The organism is Blautia sp. OM07-19, assembly GCF_003481595.1.
Classification (GTDB): Bacteria; Bacillota; Clostridia; order Lachnospirales; family Lachnospiraceae; genus Blautia_A; species Blautia_A intestinihominis.
The window spans coordinates 255897-275046 of record NZ_QULA01000001.1; the positions used below are offsets into that span (position 1 = coordinate 255897).

A 19150-nucleotide genomic window follows, 5' to 3' on the forward strand; every position below is an offset into this window, starting at 1 on the left:
TATTTAATAAAAAGTCTGGCAGGAAAGGGAGGTATTTATGATGAGCGGCAATATAGAAAATGGCAGAGAGTACCTGCTGCATGTAATGGAATGTCTGAAGAAACGTCTTGCCGAGACAGATGCTGCGATCCTTGAGGGTGAGAAAGAGATCGAGGATATGCACGAATATTACTGGGAAAACTATACAGAGATGGATGAGTACGGTTATGAAAATTTTGATAACCAGCAGGCGCTTTTCCGTCAGATGAATGCGAATGAAGAACAGTTCCTTCTTCGCAAGAGATTTAAGAAGATGATGGATTCTCCGTTTTTTGGAAGAGTGGATTTTCGGTATGACGGAGATGACGAGCCGGAGCTTTTTTATATAGGGATCGGAAATCTCTCGGAGCGGGCGGGGAGCCTGCCACTGGTGTATGACTGGCGTGCTCCGGTCAGCGGACTTTTTTATGATTACGACAAGGGTTCTGCGTCCTATGAGGCACCTTCCGGTGTTTTTGAAGGCGAGATTACTTCCAAATGGCAGTACAAGATCCGCAATGGAAAAATGATCTACGAGTTTGAGAGCGATGTCAAGATCGATGATGAGATCCTGGGCGCAGAGCTTGGAAGCAAGGGCGAAGTCCAGCTCAAAAACATCGTCCGGACGATCCAGAAAGAGCAGAATACAATTATCCGAAACACAAGTGATAAGATTATGGTAATCCAGGGAGCTGCGGGAAGTGGTAAGACTTCTGTTGCACTTCACAGGATCGCGTATCTTCTGTATCACGACAGAGAAAATCTGAAATCTTCCAATATCCTGGTCCTTTCACCGAATGGTGTGTTTGCAGATTATATCTCGCACATCCTGCCGGAACTGGGAGAGGAAAATATCCGCGAGATGAGTTTTGATCTGTTTGCCTACCGTGAACTTAAGGGGATCGTTTCTGACTGTGAGGACAGGTATGACCAGATCGAGCGTTCTGTCCTTATTCCGGAATCACAGGAACTGTGCAGGGAGAAACAGTCGGCAGGATTTGCAGGTCAGATGGACGCTTACATGCTAGGGCTGGAAGATGAACTGATGAATTTCAAGGACATAGAGTACAAGGGCTGTACGCTTTCCGAGAAGGAGATCATTGATCTGTTTTACTTTAAGTTCCTGGATATTCCGCTTCTTTCCAGAATGGAGGCAGTGGCAGAATATTTCATCGATCAGGTGGAGACACTGAGGGACAGAGACCTCGCAGATGAAGAAAAGGAAGAACTGACGGAGCGTTTTCTGCGTATGTATGAGACGAGAGACTGCTATGTTCTGTACAGTCGTTTTCTTGAAGAGGCAGGCTACGATCCACTGCCGCGTGTTCCGCTGGAGAAGCGTAAGCTGCGTTATGAGGATGTCTATCCGGTCCTTTATCTGAAATATTCTCTTTTCCGCTGCAAAAATCATCATGGCATCAAGCATGTCGTGGTTGATGAGATGCAGGATTATTCCTGGATCCAGTATGTGCTCCTTCGGAAACTTTTCCCGTGCAGGATGACGATCCTCGGAGATAAGGCACAGACGATGGAAGAGCAGCAGCAGGATGTACTGAAATTTTTGCCGAAGATCTTTGGCAGGGATATCCGCAAGATCGTTATGAACAGAAGCTATCGAAACACGATGGAGATCGCAGAGTATGCCAATAAGCTTACCGGAATCCAGGATATGGAACTGTTCGAACGCCACGGCGAGCCGGTTGAGGAGCGGTCTTTTGCGAAGCTTGAGGAAGCTCTGGATCAGGTGATCGTAGACTGGGAAGCAAAGAGAGCAGACTATGAGACAGAAGCGCTGATCTTTTTTACAGAAAGAGAGGCAGAGCATGCGTATCTCTATATAGAAGAAAAACTGAAAAACCTGGACCCGGACGGAGAGTACCAGTTATCGTACATGAACCGTGACAGTCAGAATTTCAAAAAAGGTCTGACAGTGACTACGTTCTATCTTGCAAAAGGTCTGGAGTTTGATCAGGTATTCGGAGTTTTTGCAGCAGATGCAGAGGACGGACTGAGTAAACAGGCGAAATATATTGCAGCGACAAGGGCACTTCATGAGCTGCATATGTATGATTACAAAAAGCTCTGAAACCCATATATTTTCAGGAAAAAACGCAGATAAAAGATTACAGAAAAGAAGATATCCGACACAGAAAATTCACAATATTTTACAGGATTTTCATAAACCATCAGGGAAAATTCATTGACATGCATGTAATAAAATTGTAAAATATAGCACAAAGGTTTTATTATAAACTATAATCATAACCGATATTAAGGAGGATGTTATGAGAAACAAAAGAATTCTTGCGATTTCAGCAATTGCCATATCAGCATCTGTATTTATGGCTGCCTGCAGTTTCGGCGGCAGTAATCCGGATGAGTCTGTTGCAGTAAGTGTAACACCAACACCGGTGGCAACCGAGACACCAGCTCCGACAGCCACGATCGCTCCGAATGTACAGGCTACTACCTATACATCCGCAGACAAATCCGTAGCGATCAACCTTCCAAACGCAACATGGGCAAACAAGACAGATGAAGCAGATACACTCAGCTTTGAATCTCCTGACGAGGGCAAGATTCTGATCCTTCACGGACAGGGAGCAGACACCATGGCTTCAACCGTGATCCCAAGCACACAGGACATGGCTACCTCTCTTGAGCAGGCAGACGGAGACAAGGTTGACGGAACAGACTTTGAGATCCAGGACTACACTTCTACAGATGTGAATGGCATTGGCGTGTACACCTACACAACCAAGATGCTGAACACAGAGAAGAGCAACGGAAGCCTGTATGTGATCCACAAGGTTATCGCAAACGATTCCGAATACTACAGCATCGAAGCATCTGTTAACAAAGAAGATGTTCTTTCCGCAGTGAAATCATCCGTAGATTCTTTCCAGATCCTTGGTGATTCTTCTCTGAAAGAAGCAGCTCCGAAGCAGGCAGCAGCTTCCACTCCGGCAGCCGACAATGCAAACGCAGCTTCTTCTGATGCAAACGCAAATGCAGCAGACAGCAGCGCAGCAGCAGATACTTCTGCGGCAGGAACAGACAGCAGTGCAGCCACAGATACAACAGGAAGCACAGACAGCAGCAGCGACGGATCCGAAAGCTATGACAGCTCCAGTGATTCCAGCTCTACAACAATTTCCAACTCTGCAGGATTCACAGATGAGCAGCTTTCCAACACAGATGAGACAAGAACCATCTATCGTAATTCTGACGGACATCCGCTTGTGATCACACCGGACGGAAACGGAAGCTGGGTTGACTTTGACGGAAATACCTACAACTTTACCAGCGATGAGGACGCTTACGACGAGAACGGAACAAGCTACTACTGGCATGGTGAGGGAGCAGACGTATATTATATGCCTGTTCAGTAACAACAGAACACGATCTGATTTATCGTCAGCATGAGATAAGAAGGAAAGGCAGGTGAGCGATCATCTGCCTTTTTACTCACAAAATATAAACAGGGGGACGACGATGGGAGCATATGAGAAATTTGCACAGGTGTATGACCTGTTCATGGATAATATTGATTATGAAGAATGGGCGGATTATATCACCGGTCATCTGAGAGAATATGGGATCGAGGATGGCCTGGTACTGGAACTTGGATGTGGAACAGGAACGATGACGGGATTGCTTGCGGACAAGGGTTATGATATGATTGGTGTGGACAATTCCGAGGAGATGCTTGCGGAGGCAATGGAGAAAAGAGTCGAATCCGGACAGGATATCCTGTATCTTCTGCAGGACATGCAGGAGTTTGAACTGTACGGAACGGTGCGGGCCGTTGTAAGTGTCTGCGACAGTCTCAATTATATTACAGACAGGGATGAACTGCGTCATGTTTTTGAACTGGTAAATAATTACCTTGACCCGGAGGGAATTTTCCTGTTTGATATGAATACCGTACATAAGTACAGGGATATCCTTGGGGATACGACGATCGCAGAAAACCGTGATGAGGGAAGTTTCATCTGGGACAACAGCTACGATGAGGAAGAGGGACTGAACTATTATGAACTGGCAGTTTTTCTTCCGAGAGAGGACGGACTGTATGAGAAGGCAGAGGAAGTCCACTGCCAGAAAGCATATCCGAGAGAAGAGATCGAAGAACTGATCCGCGAGGCAGGAATGGAGCTTCTCGCTGTATACGATGCCTACACAGGCAAAGCGGCATCCGAGGAGAGCGAGCGGTTATTCTTCATCGCAAGAGAAAAAGGCAAAGCAAAATAAGAAACGAGGTAAATTCATGAGTGATTATATAGTAAGAGCAATTGCGGCAGACAGCCAGATCCGTGCGTTTGCAGCAGTGACAACAGAGACAGTAGAGACAGCAAGAAAGGATCACAACACCAGCCCGGTTGCAACAGCAGCACTTGGACGTCTTCTGACAGCAGGTTCGATGATGGGCGTGATGATGAAGGGCGATAAGGATATCCTGACACTTCAGGTCAAGGGTGACGGACTGCTTCAGGGAATCACGGTTACAGCAGATTCCAAAGGCCGTGTCAAGGGATATGTCGTTGAACCGGATGTTATCATCCCGGCAAATGCCAAGGGCAAACTGGATGTTGGCGGTGCTGTTGGACACGGTTTCCTTCAGGTCATCAAGGACATGGGACTCAAAGAACCATATGTGGGACAGGTGGCACTTCAGACAGGTGAGATCGCAGAAGACCTGACTTATTATTTCGCAGCAAGTGAACAGGTTCCGTCCGCTGTAGGTCTTGGTGTTCTGATGAATAAGGATAATACCGTGCGTCAGGCAGGTGGATTTATCGTTCAGGTCATGCCGTTTGCAGAGGAAGAAACGATCGCGAAACTGGAAGCAAACGTACAGAAGATCCAGTCTGTGACTACACTTCTGGAGCAGGGACACACTCCTGAGAGTCTTCTGGAGCAGGTACTGGATGGATTTGATATTGAGATCAACGACAGGATCCCGACAGAATTTTACTGTAACTGCAGCAAAGAACGTGTAGAAAAAGCCCTGATCAGCATCGGAAGAAAAGAATTAAATGAGATGATCCAGGAAGGCAAGAAAGTAGAACTGAACTGCCATTTCTGTAACACCAATTATACATTCAGTGTAGAAGAACTCAAAGAAATCCTCAGAAAGTGCAAATAAAGGAGAAGCAGGAATATGAAGGACGGGTTTATCAAAGTAGCGGCAGGAACGCCGGATGTGCAGGTAGCAGACTGTGAATTCAATGCAGCTGAAATTATCAAAATGGTCCGTGAGATGGAAGCAGAGGGAGCCAGAGTCATGGTTTTCCCGGAACTGTGTATCACAGCATACACCTGCGGAGATCTTTTCTGGCAGGAAAATCTTCTGGAGGAAGCCAAAGTACAGCTTATGCGTATTGCAGAAGAGACTGCGGATGTAGATGCGATCATTTTTGTAGGACTTCCACTGGAATACAAGGGCAAACTTTATAATGTGGCAGCCGGACTGAACCATGGTGAGATCCTTGGGTTTGTGCCGAAGACTTATCTGCCGAATTATAATGAATTTTATGAGGCGAGATATTTCACTTCCGGAGAGGATGTAGACGGAACTGTGACGATCAGAAGGTCTGAGTATGGATTACATCATGACGAAGAGATGACGGATGAGGACGTGGAATTTGGACTTGAGGCAGAAGTCGAGGCTCTGGAGGAAGAGGACTCCTTTGAGGAACTGGAAGAGATCGATGAGGAACCGGATTATATTGATGAAGATGAAACAGAAGAGTTTGATGAAGTGGATGTCCCGATCTCCTCAAATATCCTGTTCATCTGTCAGGAAATGCCGAAACTCAAGATCGCGGCTGAGATCTGCGAGGACCTCTGGGTTCCGAATCCTCCGAGCGTAGGACATGCATATCATGGAGCAAACCTGATCGTGAACCTGTCTGCGAGTGATGAAGTTGTAGGCAAGGATTCTTATCGTAAGAGCCTTGTAAGTGCACAGTCAGCAAGACTTCTCTGCGGATATATCTATGCGACAGCAGGAGAGGGAGAATCCACCCAGGATGTTGTCTACGGCGGCCACAATCTGATTGCAGAAAACGGCACGATCCTTGCAGAGAGCAGACGCTTTGTCAATGGCGCACTTTATGCGGATCTGGATATCCACAGACTGGATAATGAGAGAAGAAGGATGACGACCTGCCGCTTTGTACCGGATCTTGCACCGGAAGGACAGGATGTTTTTTATAACGAAGTTTATTTTAATGCAGGCAGAGGAGTAACACCGCTTACCCGCAAATTTGATTCCAGACCATTCGTACCGGGGATCAAAGAAGAGAGAGAACGCCGCTGCGATGAGATCCTGAATATTCAGGCAATGGGACTCAAGAAGCGTCTGGCACATATCCACTGCCAGAATGCAGTGATCGGACTGTCCGGCGGACTGGATTCCACACTGGCACTTCTTGTGACAGTACGTGCATTTGACATGCTTGGAATGCCGAGAGAAAAGATCACAGCCGTAACAATGCCATGCTTTGGAACAACGGACAGAACTTATAACAATGCCTGCCAGTTAAGTGAATGTCTTGGTGCAACCCTCAAGGAAGTCAACATCCGCGAGGCGGTAAATCTCCATTTCCGCGATATCGGACATGATCCGAAAGTACATGATGTCACTTATGAGAATGGTCAGGCACGTGAGCGTACACAGATCCTGATGGATATTGCAAACCAGTCCGGTGGTATTGTTATTGGAACCGGTGACCTTTCGGAACTGGCACTTGGATGGGCAACTTACAATGGCGACCACATGTCCATGTATGCAGTCAATGCATCCGTACCGAAGACACTTGTCCGTCATCTTGTGAGATATTATGCAGATACCTGTGAGGATGCGAAGCTTTCAGAGATCCTTCTGGATATCCTGGATACACCGGTAAGCCCGGAACTTCTGCCGCCGAAGGATGGCGTGATCTCACAGAAGACAGAAGATCTTGTAGGACCGTATGAGCTTCACGATTTCTTCCTGTATTACATGCTCCGCTGGACCTTCCCGCCGAAAAAGATCTTCCGTCTGGCACAGAATGCATTTGCGGGCGAGTATGATGATGAGACGATCCTGAAATGGCTTAAGACTTTCTACCGGAGATTCTTTATGCAGCAGTTCAAGCGTTCCTGCCTGCCGGATGGACCGAAAGTTGGTAGTGTAGCAGTTTCTCCGAGAGGAGACCTGAGAATGCCGAGTGATGCATGCGCGAAACTCTGGCTGAAGCAGATTGAGGAACTTGAGGCAAGAAATTAAGGTAACTTTTTGAGGTGTGATTTATCACACCTCAATGTGTTTTTGGGGATAACTGTTTTCAGGAAGAAGCTGCTTTCTGGACAGTTTCTTCAATGGCCTGAATAAGCATCTGGGCTGTATATTTCTGGTCGCTGGCGTAATCGAGATTTTCCAGAGACTGTGTAGAATAGATCTGGCTTGCAAGAGAGTCCAGGACCGGCTCTACGAGAGGAAACATAGCGGCAGTGCTCTCGCTTAAGTTTGCCAGATGGATGGAACGGATACTGTCGGCATCGACGGTCACTTCCAGGTCAAAGGAATTATTGTTGAGCTGGACAGACGTGCGGTAAATGCCGGGGGTATATCTGGAATCGGTCTTTGGAGCGGTATTCTGTGCTTTTCCGGGACCGAACATAAAAAAGACCAGTACACCCAGGATCACAAGGAGAAGAAGGAAAATACAGGTGTAGATCACCTCTTTCATATGTAGAACGATGATTTTTGTTTTGGAGCTCATAGTCTGCGCCTCCTGATTCGCGGTTACGGTTCCCCGGTATACTTTCCTTATATCCTATTAGGCTCTGTCCTGATTTATGTCAGAAATATCCCGCGAGGTGCTATTCAGAAAAAATGTTGAAAGGGGTAAGATATGTCCCTGCAGTTTATTATAGGAAATTCCGGTGCAGGCAAATCCGGCACCGCATATGAAAATATTATCCGGGAAGCGTCAGCAAATCCCGACAGACTTTATTATGTGATCGTCCCGGAGCAGTTTACGATGCAGACACAGAAAACTCTGGTGGAAATGCATCCGGATGGGGGAATCCTCAATATTGATATCTTAAGTTTTGAGCGTCTTGCGTACCGCGTTTTTGAGGAAGTTGGCGGTGATACGAGACGGATCATGGAAGAAACAGGCAAAAACATGGTGCTCCAGAAACTGGTACAGATGAACCAGAAGGATCTGGTCTATCTCAGAAATCAGATGAAGAAACCAGGCTATCTGGATGAGGTGAAGTCTCTTATTTCGGAGTTCATGCAGTACGAGATCAAAGAAGAGGAACTGGATGAGATGATCCGTGAGAGCGAGGATAAGACGCTTCTCCAGATGAAACTCCAGGATGTGAAAGTTCTGTATCAGGCGTTCCGCGAGTATCTTTCCGGACATTTTATGACAGCGGAGGAAGTTCTTGAGGTTCTGGCAAAAGAGATCCAGTTTTCTGAGAAACTTAAGGGAAGTGTCCTTCTTCTGGATGGATACACAGGATTTACACCGGTACAGCTTGAAGTCCTGCGGGAACTTCTGGCTGTCTGTGAGAGAGTTTCCGTGACGGTGACGATGGATGTCAGAGAACAGTTTCTTGCGCTGGGAAAACCGCACGAGCTTTTTTATATGAGCCATAAGATGATCCGCTCTCTTGCGGAACTTACGAAGGATATCGAAGAGCCTGTCTGGGTCGTGCCGGGCAGAAAGTCCCGGTTTGCGGATGCCCCGGCACTTGATTTTCTGGAACAGCATCTGTTCCGTTACCACAGGGCTGTCTATGAGCGGGAGCAGCAGGAGATACAGATCTTTTCGGCGAGAGATCCGGAGAAAGAAATGGAGGAAACTGCCCGACGGATCCTGCGGCTGGTCAGAGAAAAGGATCATCGTTACGGACAGATTGCGGTTATCACAGGAAATCTTGAGGAATATGGAAGCGTAGCCGCACAGGTTTTTGAAGATGCCGGGATTCCATATTTTATTGATGAAAAACATTCGATCCTTATGAATCCGTTTGTGGAATATCTCCGTGCGGCACTTGAGATGGTCGTTCAGGGATTCAGTTATGAGAGTGTATTCCGTTATCTCCGCTGTGGGATGTCTGATATCTCCAGAAGTGAAGCGGATAAACTGGAAAATTATGTGATCGCGCTTGGAATCAGAGGGATCCGCAGATGGAGAGAGAAATGGGTCCGCATCTACAGAGGTATGGATCCGGACCAGATCCAGGAGATCAACGAGATCCGGGAGCGTTTTGTCGGAGAGACAGGAATCCTGGCAGATGGCTTTTCCGGAAAAAAGAAAACAGTGGAAGAATACTGTCGTTATCTGTATGAATTTATTGTACAGAGCCAGATCCAGCAGAAACTGAAAGTTCAGGAGCTCTATTTCCATGAGATCGGAAACAAGGCAATGGAAAAGGAATACGTGCAGATCTTTGGTATCATGATGGAACTTCTGGATAAGATGGCAGAGATCCTTGGGGACGAGGTGGTTTCGCCGGAGGAGTTTCAGCAGATCCTGGAAACGGGAATGACACAGGCGAAAGTTGCACTGATCCCGCCGAGTATGGATCAGGTGCTGATCGGTGATATGGAGCGTACCAGGCTCAAAGACGTGTGTGCACTGTTTTTTGTCGGCGTAAATGAGGGAAATATCCCAAAGAACACGCAGTCCGGCGGGATCCTGACAGAGATGGACAGGGCTTTCTTTAAGGATCAGGGAATGGAACTTGCCCCGGGTCCCAAAGAACTGATGAACATGCAGAGGTTTTATCTTTACCTGAATCTGACCAAGCCGAAGGAACTCTTAAGCCTTTCCTACAGTCAGTCAAATGGAAGGGGAGAGGCATGCAGCCCTGCGTTCCTGATCCATACGATCAAAAGGCTGTTTCCGAAACTCAAAGAAACACGTGCAGATCAGCCGGAGAGCCAGATGGAACTTCTGGAGACACCGGGAACTTCCCTGGAATATCTGCTTGAGGGGCTTTCAGAGGAAAATACAGATGAGCTGGATCCTGTTTTTGAGGAACTGTACAGCTGGTATCTGAGAAGTCCAAAGTACAGGGAACTGGCAGAAAAACTGACCGATGCCGCATTTTTACGAAAGCCGGAGGACAAGGTCAGTGCGAGTGTTGCGAAAGCTTTGTACGGAGAAGTGTCTCCGCATGGAGCAACAAGACTGGAACGTTTTTCTGCGTGTGCGTTTGCACATTTCCTGAAATATGGTCTGGCTGTGACAGAGCGTGTGGAATATGAATTCAAGGCGATGGATATGGGAAATGTCATCCATCAGGCATTGGAAAATTTTGCTGTCGAACTGAGAAGGAAGAGACTGGACTGGAGTGACCTGGACGACAAAGTCCGTGATGAGATCGCAGACGAATGCCTGGACAAGGTGGCGGCAGATTATGGAAACACGATTCTTAAGAGCAGTGCCAGAAATCATTACATGGTCGAGCGTACAAGAAGAATCCTTAGAAGAACAGTCTGGGCTTTGCAGGAACAGCTTAAGAATGGCGAGTTCCATCCGGAGGGATTTGAAGTTTCCATTGGCGGCGGCAGGATCGACCGTCTGGACGTCCTCAAAGAAGACAACAAAGTTTACGTCAAGATCATTGATTATAAGACGGGCAATACTTCTTTTGACCTGGTGAGTATCTATCACGGGCTTCAGCTGCAGCTTGTCGTTTATATGGATGCGGCGGTGCAGGCAGAGCAGCGGAAATATCCGGACTGTGAAGTAGAACCGGCGGGGATTTTTTATTACAATGTCAAGGATCCGATGATCCAGAAAACGCTTCAGGAGGATCTGGATGAACTTGATCCTGAGATCATGAAGAAACTCAAGATGAACGGGCTGGTATCTTCTGACCCGGAGGTGATCCAGAAACTGGACGTTTCGTATGCATCCCTTCCGCTGGCATACACGTCAAAGGGTGCGCTGCGCAAAGGCTCGTCTGTCGCAAGCCCGGAGCGGTTCCGTCTTCTGAATGACTATGTAAAGAAAAAGATCACTGAAGTGCAGGATGCGATCCTCACAGGAAAAGCAGATGCTTCCCCGTATGAGATGGGGAACAAAAATGCCTGCACGTACTGTGCATATCAGGGAAGCTGCGGCTTTGACCGCAAGATCCCGGGATATGAATTCCGGAGACTGAAACAGTTTGCCGATGAAGAAGTCTGGAAGAATTTTGAACAGGAGGCAGAGTGATATGGGAATGAAATGGACCGAAGAACAGAGCAAAGTCATCACCCTGCGGGACCGCAATATTCTGGTCAGTGCAGCAGCGGGTTCCGGTAAGACAGCCGTGCTGGTTCAGAGGATCCTGAGTAAGATCATGGACCCCGACAGACCGGTGGATATTGACCGGCTTCTGATCATGACGTTTACCAGGGCAGCAGCGGGCGAGATGAAGGAGCGAATCTCCAATGCGATCGATCAGGCACTGTACGAAAACCCGGATAATGAACATCTCCAGAGACAGGCAGCACTGATCCATAACGCACAGATCACAACGATCGATGGTTTCTGTTCTTATATCATCCGGAACTATTTTCACATGGTGGAACTTGATCCGGGATATCGAACAGCGGAGGAGGGTGAGCTGAAACTTCTGCAGGAAGATGTCATGAAAGACCTTCTCGAAGAAGCATACGAAAAGGCTGATCCGAAGTTTCTGAGTCTGGTAGAATGTTATGCATCGGGGAAATCCGATGATGAGATTCGTGATATGGTATACAAACTCTACCAGGCGGCAATGAGCCATCCGTACCCGGAAGAATGGCTGGAAGAATGCATGGAAGTCTACCGCGTGCAGACGATCGAAGAACTCCGTGAAACAAGCTGGATACAGCTCCTCTGGGAAACGCTGGATGAAAAACTGGATCAGGCAGAGGCACTGACAGAGAGTGCAAGAAAAATCTGCAATGAGCCGGACGGCCCTTATTTTTATGACGAAGCACTTGTTGATGACCTGAATTTCTGGCGGGAAGTACGTCGATGCAGGGAAACCAAAGATTATGATAAGGTTGCGGATATCCTGTCCGGACATACATTCGCGAAACTTTCTGCCAAGAGGGACAGTTCCATAGACCCTGTCAAAAAAGAGCAGGCAAAAGAACTCCGCGATGAGGAAAAAGAAATCTGCAAAGATCTTTCTACGAAGTTTTTTAATCAGAAAGAGGAAATTCTTCTGGAGCTGATCGCCTGCGCACGCGAACCATTGGAAGGTCTGGTGGAACTGACATTGCAGTTTAAGGAGGCTTTTTCCAGCAAGAAGAGAGAAAAGAATCTTCTGGATTTTACGGATATGGAACATTTTGCCCTGAGGATCCTTGTGGAGAAAGTGGATGGAGAACTGATCCCGACACAGGCGGCGAGAGAATTGTCCGAGAAGTATGAAGAAGTCATGGTGGACGAATATCAGGACAGTAACTTTGTGCAGGAACTTATCACAACGATGGTGTCCGGATGGGTGGAGAAGCGCAAAAATATCTTTATGGTAGGAGATGTCAAGCAGAGCATCTATCGCTTCCGCCTGGCGAGGCCGGAGCTTTTTATGGAAAAATACCACAGCTATTCTCTGGAAGACAGCGAGGAGCAGAGGATCGACTTGCACAAAAACTTCCGAAGCCGGGCAGAGGTACTTACCTCGGTGAATTATATTTTCCGCCAGATCATGGGTGAGGATCTGGGAGGGATCACTTACGATGATGACAATGCACTGTATCCGGGAGCATCTTTCCCGGAGGGAGCAGACCCGGAATTCACCCGGACAGAGGTCCTTATCGTAGAAAAAGACGGCGAGGAACTGGAAGACGAACAGGGACAGAAGAATGCACAGGAGCTGGAAGCACTGGCGATCGCACAGCGAATCCAGAAGATGGTCGGAAACGACAGGATCCTGGACAAAGAAACGGGAGAATACCGCGGGATCGGATATGGCGATATCGTGATCCTTCTGCGAAGTGCGACGGGATGGTCAGAGACGTTCAGCCAGGTTTTGAGCTCCAGAGGGATCCCTGTCTATTCGGCATCCAGAACGGGATATTTTTCCGCGCAGGAAGTGGTGACGCTTCTGAATTATCTGCGAGTCTGCGACAATCCTCTTCAGGATATCCCGCTGACAGGTGTTCTGCATTCCCCGATCGTCGGATGTGATGCACAGGAGCTTGCAATGATTCGAAGTGAATGTCCGGAAGGGATGATCTACGACAGCATCTGCGCTTATGCGGAGAAAAATGAGGGAAGCCAGGAAGAAGAGGAAGAGAAGATCAGGCTCAGAAAAAAACTCCGCACTTTTCTGGAACAGCTTCACATGATCCGGGATATGGCGACGTATACACCGATCCATGAGCTTATCATGTACATCCTCAAAGAGACAGGTTACGGCACTTATGCGAAGGCGATCCCGGGCGGTGCACAGAGAGGCGCAAACCTCCATATGCTGGTCGAAAAAGCGATGGATTATGAGAAGACAAGTTACCGTGGACTGTTTAACTTTATCCGCTATATTGAGAAACTTCAGAAATACGAGGTGGATTTCGGCGAGGTCAATCTGGCAGATGCGGGAAGTGGCGCGGTGCAGATCATGACGATCCACAAAAGCAAGGGACTGGAATTTCCGGTCGTGTTTGCAGCAGGAATGGGCAAGCAGTTCAATTTTCAGGACATCAATGCCAGGTTCCTGATCCATCCGGAACTTGGTTTCGGCGTGGATGCGATCTTCCCGGAAAGACGACTGATCGTATCGGCAATGCAGAAACAGATCATCCGAAGGGCACTGAAACGAGAAAGTCTTGGAGAGGAACTTCGAGTTTTGTACGTTGCGCTGACAAGAGCGAAGGAAAAACTCATCATCACAGGCTCTATGGGGAATATAGAAGCAGCCCTGCGTTCTGTGTCCCGTTATATGGACAGTGAAGAGACCTTACTTCCACTGGGCGTGCGCTCTGAGGCAAAAAGTTACTGGTCCTATATCCTTCCGGCACTGGTGCGCCATCCGGCTGTGAAAGAACTTCTGGCAGAGTACGGTATCTTTGGAAAACAAGCGAAGATCTGTGAGAAAGAAAATGCAGATTTTCTGATCCACAGGGTAACGCTTGGGGAACTGGTGCAGGGTGAGATCCTGGGACAGACGGATGCACAGATGAGAGAAGCATTTTTCAGAGAATGGGACAGCCAGAGAGTTTATGACGAAACGATCCGTCAGACGCTGGAGGCGAAGTTTGGCTTTGCGTATCCGTATGCATATCTTGAAGAGCTTCCGGTCAAGGTTGGCGTTTCGGAACTTAAGAAACGCAAGTATGCAGACGAAGAGGAGATAGAATCTGCACTTTATCCGGAACCGGAGATCGAGGAGATCGTCCCGGCGTTTATTTCTGGTGAGAAAGAAGTAACGCGAGGGGCTGCGCGGGGAACCGCTTACCATTGTGTGATGGAATGCCTTGATTATACGCAGGTAAAAACCTACCAGGAGATAGACAGACAGATACAGACACTTGTCGAAAACCACAAGATGTCGCCGGAAGAAGGCGAAAGTATCCGAAGAAAGGATATTCTGGCTTTTTCAGGTTCAGAGCTGGGAATGCGGATGCAAAGGGCGGCACTGGACAAGAAACTTCACCGCGAGCAGCCATTTGTCATGAAAGTGGATATGAAAAATCTGGATGATTCCTGGAACGGAGATGAGACGGTTCTTGTACAGGGAATCATTGATGCGTATTTTATAGAAGGAGAAGAGATCGTTCTGGTGGATTACAAGACAGACAGGATCGGTCAGGGAGAAGAATCGAAACTGATCGAACGCTACCGAACACAGCTTGAAGATTATGCACTGGCACTGGAACGGATGCTTCATAAGAAAGTAAAGCAGAAATATATTTATTCATTTGCCCTGCAGAAAGCAATAGAAATATAAGAGACAACAGAAAAATATCCCGTGGGAAGGAGAGGATCAGACTCTCCATCCTGCGGGATATTTGTTTTTGAGTGTCGCCCCGACCAGCTTGCCGAATCCGATGGGATAGCCGTCCGCGCAGAGAAGATGCCAGCCTTTGGTGTGAGCTGCCTCTTCTGGTTCGATATTCAGTGTTTCGCCCTTGAGATAGCGGGTCAGGCACTCGTCCGATACCGGAAGGGAGATGACTGCCTCGGCGTCATCCTTATGCAGAGCCAGTGCAAAAGGTTCTGACGGCTCGAAACGGTTTTTCTTGAGATCGCCCAGGTAAAGGCCGTTTCGAAGGAAGGTCAGTCCGCGGAAATCTCCGGTGAGAGGCGGGAGATAGTAGACTTTATCTTTACGTGTTTCCACACGGTTCCAGTCGAATGGTTTTCCACCGAGGGTTTTGAGCCCGATCTCTTTAAGGAAAAGTTCCAGCCATTTGCGAGTGTCGGCATTCGGTTTTGTAGAGGACATGGTACCGATCAGATCCGCTCTGCCCTCTTTGCGGAATAATGCCATGAAATGTCCTTCGCCCTGCATGGTGTGCGGGAAGAGATGGACACAGCGCGTAAGGCGCGGATCACCGTTGCCCCATTCCGGAACGCCCGGCGTGAATCCTTCATAAGAAGGAAGTTCGATCAGTTCCATATCCGGCCGGTTTTCAAGAAGCCAGGAAACAACGCCCTCATCCTCATCCGGCGCAAAGGTACAGGTAGAATAAAGCAGCTGTCCGCCCGGACGGAGCATATCGGCTGCCTGAAGGATCAGTTCTCGCTGGATCGCGGCAAGTTCCTGTGATTTCTCAGGAGTCCAGTCTCTGGCAAGTGCTTCTTCCTTACGGAACATTCCTTCGCCGGAACATGGTGCATCCAGAAGGATCTTGTGGAAAAATTCCGGGAAGCGGTCTCTGAGACGTGCCGGAGTCTCATTGGCAACAAATGCATTCGTGAAGCCAAAAAGCTCCACGTTTCGAAGAAGGGCACGGGTACGGGAAGCACTGATGTCATTTGCGACCAGCAGTCCCTCTCCGTTCAGACGCGCCCCCAGTTCTGTCGTTTTGCCGCCCGGCGCAGCACAGAGGTCCAGTACATTCTCGCCGGGAGTGACAGGGAGGCAGGAAGCGGGTGTCATCGCGCTTGGCTCCTGGAGATAATAGAGCCCCGCCTGATAAAACGGGCAGTAGGAAGGACGGACATCTTCCGGATAAAAATAACCGTTCGGGATCCACGGGATCGGTGTCACCGGGAACGGAACAAGTTTTTCAAATTCTTCGCAGCTGATCTTGGCGGTGTTGACACGAAGCCCGTAAGTTCTGGGTACTTCGTAGCTTTTTATAAAAGAATCATATTCTTCTCCGAGCATTTCTTTCATGCGGGCGAGAAAGGCCGGATGAAGAAGTTCTGTGATATTCTGTTCTGACATGAAGTTCTCCTGTTCTGTGTAAGTTATAAAACATGGTTTATTGTGAAAGTTGTTACTGTTCACAGGTAGTATCCCGCGAGGCGTTTTGCCATGAATAATGGCAAAATCCCGAGACATACGGGGCAAAATCCCATCACCGTAGGTGATTTGGAATGGATTTTGACCGAGTTGCTGTGAACGGAGTGAACAGCAACTAAAAGTATAAATCAGGCATGGAAAATAGAAAATACTATTGACAAAACTATATTATATGATATATAGTATTACTAACAAAATAATATTATACAAAATAATATTATTATAGAATATATGAACAGGAAGTGAGAGCATGGTATTTAATACAGGTGCAGCACTCCTGGATGCGATCGTGCTGGCGGTAGTTTCCAAGGAAGAGGAGGGAACCTACGGTTACAAGATCACCCAGGATGTGCGGAGTGTGCTGGAGGTATCTGAGTCCACGCTGTATCCGGTCCTTCGGAGATTACAGAAGGATGAATGCCTGGAGACCTATGACATGGCATATGCAGGCAGGAACCGCAGATACTACAAGATCACAGAGAAAGGAATGGCACAGCTTAATCTTTACAGAGTTGAATGGAAGAACTATTCAACCAAGATTACGAAACTGTTTGAGGGAGGCATAGAGTTATGAACAGAGCGCAGTTTATGGAACAACTGGAGAAGCTGCTTTCTGACATCTCTGAGGAGGAAAGGCAGGAGGCTCTTGATTATTACGAGAGTTACTTCGACGACGCCGGAGAGGATCAGGAGGCAAATGTGATCAGGGAGCTTGGAAGTCCGGGCAAGGTAGCTGCCATCATCAAGGCAGACCTCAGGGAAAGCTCACAGAATTACGGGGAATACACGGAGAATGGCTTTCAGGATGACCGTGTAAAGGAGGATATGCAGATGCCGGAGCAGAGAGGCAGCCGTGCGGAGCGTGGATACCACGCAGAGCGTAAGGGCAGTAATGCAGGAGTGATCCTGGTATTGATCCTGCTGGTATTTATCTCACCGCTGATCAAGGGTGCAGTCGGAGGAGTCCTCGGATTTATCGTTGCACTGGCACTTCTTCCGTTTCTGATCGTATTTGGGATCGGGGCAGCGGTCGTAGGGCTTTTTGCAGCAGGGATCGCAGTCATTGGAGCAGGGATCGGGGCATGCTTTTCCGCTAGCATCGGATTTGGAATCCTTGGGATCGGGGTCGGACTTCTGATCCTTGCACTTGCACTGGTCGGACTTGTATTTCTGGTCTGGGCAGCAACGAAAGTACTTCCGGCGATCCTGCGGAAATTTATAGATTTCTGCAGCCGGCTTGTAAACAGAGGAAGTAAGAAGAAGGAGGCGGGATTATGAGAAAATTTTCCAAACGGATTCTTAAACTTGCATTAGCCCTTGCCGTTGTCGGACTGGGACTCAGCATAGGAGGCGTTGCCATGGGAGCGACGATCACAGGCATCAATCTTACGAAATATGGACTGAATGGAAATATCAGGAAAATTGCGAATTCTGCCTTACAGGAGAGCCATGATTCCTGGGACGAAGACTGGGATGAGATCACACAGCTTAAGCCGGTCACGACAGAGGATGACAAAGAAATCTTTGAGATTGACCCGGTATCGGATCTGGATTTTTCCCTGAGTGGAGATGCACTTAAGCTTCAGAGCTGTGACGGAGACAAGATCCGCGTAGAAGTGTCCGGTTCGAAGAAAGACAAAGTAAGGATCGGTACAGACGATGACAGCCTGGTCATCGAGTCACTTGGCAGGACACAGGAACGTGAGATCACTGTGAGTTATCCGAAGGACCTGAGGTTTAAGGACACTTCCATAGAGGTTGCAGCAGGTACTGTTACGATGTGTGATGATTTCAGAACAGATGACCTGGATGTGTCTGTAGGAGCAGGCGAGTTTACAAATACAGGGAAGATCAGCGTAGCTAACGATATCTCGGTTGAAGTCGGCACCGGAAATGTAGAAATATCAGAACTGGATATACACGATCTGGAAGTTGACTGCGGTATCGGAAATGTTGACCTTGACATTCTTGGCAAAGAAGCCGACTATAATTATGAGATTTCCTGTGCGGCAGGAAATGTGGACATCGGTGACAGTTCGTACAGCGGCATCGGCCACGACAAAAATATCACGAATCCAAATGCCAAAGGAGATATGGAATTGAACTGCGGCGTTGGTAATATTACAGTTAGTTTTAGTAAATAAATTTTTTTGAGAAAGAAGGCAGATTTTATGAATAACAAACGACTTTACAAATCTTCCGCAAATTATATGCTGTGCGGTGTATGCGGAGGCATCGCTGAATATTTTGACATTGATCCGACACTGGTGCGTCTTGCATGGGTCATCCTCACCTGCTTCGGCGGCGCGGGAATCTGGGCGTACATCATTGCAGCCATCGTTATTCCGAAAGGCTGATCCTGAGTGAATAAATTTTCTTCAAACTGTCCATACTCCAAAAGAAAAGCAACAAAGGAGTGAAAGGACATGAACAAGGAGAAAGAAGTGGAGGCATATCTGCGGGGCGAACTTCCCGAAGAAGAAAAGATCAAGTATGAGATCGCAGAAGAAATGGGAATTCTTGACAAGGTCCTCGAGAGCGGCTGGAAAAGCCTCTCGGCCAAAGAAACCGGAAGGATCGGAGGCCTGATGACCGGCCGCAGGAAAGAAAAGGATTCCACACTTTAGAAAAATTTCACAAAAGGCATTGTCTGGAAGCTGTTCCGGGC

Annotated in this window: 14 protein-coding genes; 12 read left to right on the forward strand and 2 right to left on the reverse strand. The window is 47.9% G+C overall.

Annotated elements, in window-relative coordinates:
- The first annotated feature begins 40 nt into the window (after positions 1 to 40).
- The 5 genes from DXC01_RS01115 to DXC01_RS01135 all read left to right on the forward strand — a co-directional run bounded on the left by DXC01_RS01115 (position 41) and on the right by DXC01_RS01135 (position 7294).
- A complete protein-coding gene (locus DXC01_RS01115) occupies positions 41 to 2104 on the forward strand; it encodes a HelD family protein (RefSeq protein WP_118252558.1) in 2064 nt (687 codons plus the stop codon).
- Positions 2105 to 2303: 199 nt separating this feature from the next.
- Complete coding sequence (locus tag DXC01_RS01120) at positions 2304 to 3410, forward strand: hypothetical protein (RefSeq protein ID WP_118252557.1); 1107 nt, start codon at positions 2304 to 2306, stop codon at positions 3408 to 3410.
- Positions 3411 to 3513: 103 nt separating this feature from the next.
- Positions 3514 to 4272, forward strand: coding sequence for a class I SAM-dependent DNA methyltransferase (locus DXC01_RS01125; RefSeq protein WP_022214176.1), 759 nt, complete (start codon positions 3514 to 3516; stop codon positions 4270 to 4272).
- Between the two features lie 16 nt (positions 4273 to 4288).
- A complete protein-coding gene (gene hslO / locus DXC01_RS01130) occupies positions 4289 to 5167 on the forward strand; it encodes an Hsp33 family molecular chaperone HslO (protein ID WP_118252556.1) in 879 nt (292 codons plus the stop codon).
- A 15-nt stretch (positions 5168 to 5182) separates the two neighbouring features.
- Complete coding sequence (locus DXC01_RS01135; protein ID WP_118698041.1) at positions 5183 to 7294, forward strand: NAD(+) synthase; 2112 nt, start codon at positions 5183 to 5185, stop codon at positions 7292 to 7294.
- A 58-nt stretch (positions 7295 to 7352) separates the two neighbouring features.
- Here the strand turns inward: DXC01_RS01135 and DXC01_RS01140 are convergent, their stop codons facing one another.
- Entirely contained in the window at positions 7353 to 7790 is a 438-nt protein-coding gene (locus tag DXC01_RS01140) for a hypothetical protein (RefSeq protein ID WP_022214173.1), read from the reverse strand.
- A 132-nt stretch (positions 7791 to 7922) separates the two neighbouring features.
- On the opposite strand from DXC01_RS01140, the gene addB reads away from it, so the two are divergent.
- Positions 7923 to 11249: a helicase-exonuclease AddAB subunit AddB gene (gene addB, locus DXC01_RS01145; RefSeq protein WP_118698042.1), complete on the forward strand. Its 3327-nt coding sequence runs from the start codon at positions 7923 to 7925 to the stop codon at positions 11247 to 11249.
- Position 11250: 1 nt separating this feature from the next.
- Positions 11251 to 14958, forward strand: a complete 3708-nt coding sequence (addA, locus tag DXC01_RS01150; protein ID WP_118698043.1) for a helicase-exonuclease AddAB subunit AddA — start codon at positions 11251 to 11253, stop codon at positions 14956 to 14958.
- 36 nt (positions 14959 to 14994) lie between these two features.
- Here addA and DXC01_RS01155 read toward each other — a convergent pair whose 3' ends face one another.
- Entirely contained in the window at positions 14995 to 16404 is a 1410-nt protein-coding gene (locus DXC01_RS01155) for an RsmB/NOP family class I SAM-dependent RNA methyltransferase (protein ID WP_118698044.1), read from the reverse strand.
- Positions 16405 to 16732: 328 nt separating this feature from the next.
- Between DXC01_RS01155 and DXC01_RS01160 the strand changes: the two genes are divergently transcribed.
- The 5 genes from DXC01_RS01160 (at position 16733) to DXC01_RS01180 (ending at position 19109) form a co-directional block, all read left to right on the forward strand.
- Entirely contained in the window at positions 16733 to 17056 is a 324-nt protein-coding gene (locus DXC01_RS01160; RefSeq protein WP_118252551.1) for a PadR family transcriptional regulator, read from the forward strand.
- Entirely contained in the window at positions 17053 to 17760 is a 708-nt protein-coding gene (locus DXC01_RS01165) for a DUF1700 domain-containing protein (RefSeq protein WP_022214168.1), read from the forward strand. The genes DXC01_RS01160 and DXC01_RS01165 overlap by 4 nt, the downstream gene beginning before the upstream one ends.
- The gene (locus DXC01_RS01170; protein ID WP_118698045.1) at positions 17757 to 18626 is read left to right on the forward strand and encodes a DUF4097 family beta strand repeat-containing protein; all 870 of its coding nucleotides are present in this window, start codon (positions 17757 to 17759) and stop codon (positions 18624 to 18626) included. Before DXC01_RS01165 ends, DXC01_RS01170 begins: the two co-directional genes overlap by 4 nt.
- Before the next feature lie 27 nt (positions 18627 to 18653).
- Complete coding sequence (locus DXC01_RS01175; protein ID WP_022214166.1) at positions 18654 to 18839, forward strand: PspC domain-containing protein; 186 nt, start codon at positions 18654 to 18656, stop codon at positions 18837 to 18839.
- A gap of 69 nt (positions 18840 to 18908) precedes the next feature.
- Positions 18909 to 19109, forward strand: a complete 201-nt coding sequence (locus DXC01_RS01180) for a small, acid-soluble spore protein, alpha/beta type (RefSeq protein WP_022214165.1) — start codon at positions 18909 to 18911, stop codon at positions 19107 to 19109.
- The last annotated feature ends 41 nt before the right edge of the window (positions 19110 to 19150 follow it).

Bases quoted from the DNA above. Each gene is read 5' to 3' on its own strand.
- DXC01_RS01115 (WP_118252558.1), top strand. From the start codon at position 41: ATGAGCGGCAATATAGAAAATGGCAGAGAGTACCTGCTGCATGTAATG.
- DXC01_RS01120 (WP_118252557.1), top strand. From the start codon at position 2,304: ATGAGAAACAAAAGAATTCTTGCGATTTCAGCAATTGCCATATCAGCA.
- DXC01_RS01125 (WP_022214176.1), top strand. From the start codon at position 3,514: ATGGGAGCATATGAGAAATTTGCACAGGTGTATGACCTGTTCATGGAT.
- hslO (WP_118252556.1), top strand. From the start codon at position 4,289: ATGAGTGATTATATAGTAAGAGCAATTGCGGCAGACAGCCAGATCCGT.
- DXC01_RS01135 (WP_118698041.1), top strand. From the start codon at position 5,183: ATGAAGGACGGGTTTATCAAAGTAGCGGCAGGAACGCCGGATGTGCAG.
- DXC01_RS01140 (WP_022214173.1), bottom strand. From the start codon at position 7,790: ATGAGCTCCAAAACAAAAATCATCGTTCTACATATGAAAGAGGTGATC.
- addB (WP_118698042.1), top strand. From the start codon at position 7,923: ATGTCCCTGCAGTTTATTATAGGAAATTCCGGTGCAGGCAAATCCGGC.
- addA (WP_118698043.1), top strand. From the start codon at position 11,251: ATGGGAATGAAATGGACCGAAGAACAGAGCAAAGTCATCACCCTGCGG.
- DXC01_RS01155 (WP_118698044.1), bottom strand. From the start codon at position 16,404: ATGTCAGAACAGAATATCACAGAACTTCTTCATCCGGCCTTTCTCGCC.
- DXC01_RS01160 (WP_118252551.1), top strand. From the start codon at position 16,733: ATGGTATTTAATACAGGTGCAGCACTCCTGGATGCGATCGTGCTGGCG.
- DXC01_RS01165 (WP_022214168.1), top strand. From the start codon at position 17,053: ATGAACAGAGCGCAGTTTATGGAACAACTGGAGAAGCTGCTTTCTGAC.
- DXC01_RS01170 (WP_118698045.1), top strand. From the start codon at position 17,757: ATGAGAAAATTTTCCAAACGGATTCTTAAACTTGCATTAGCCCTTGCC.
- DXC01_RS01175 (WP_022214166.1), top strand. From the start codon at position 18,654: ATGAATAACAAACGACTTTACAAATCTTCCGCAAATTATATGCTGTGC.
- DXC01_RS01180 (WP_022214165.1), top strand. From the start codon at position 18,909: ATGAACAAGGAGAAAGAAGTGGAGGCATATCTGCGGGGCGAACTTCCC.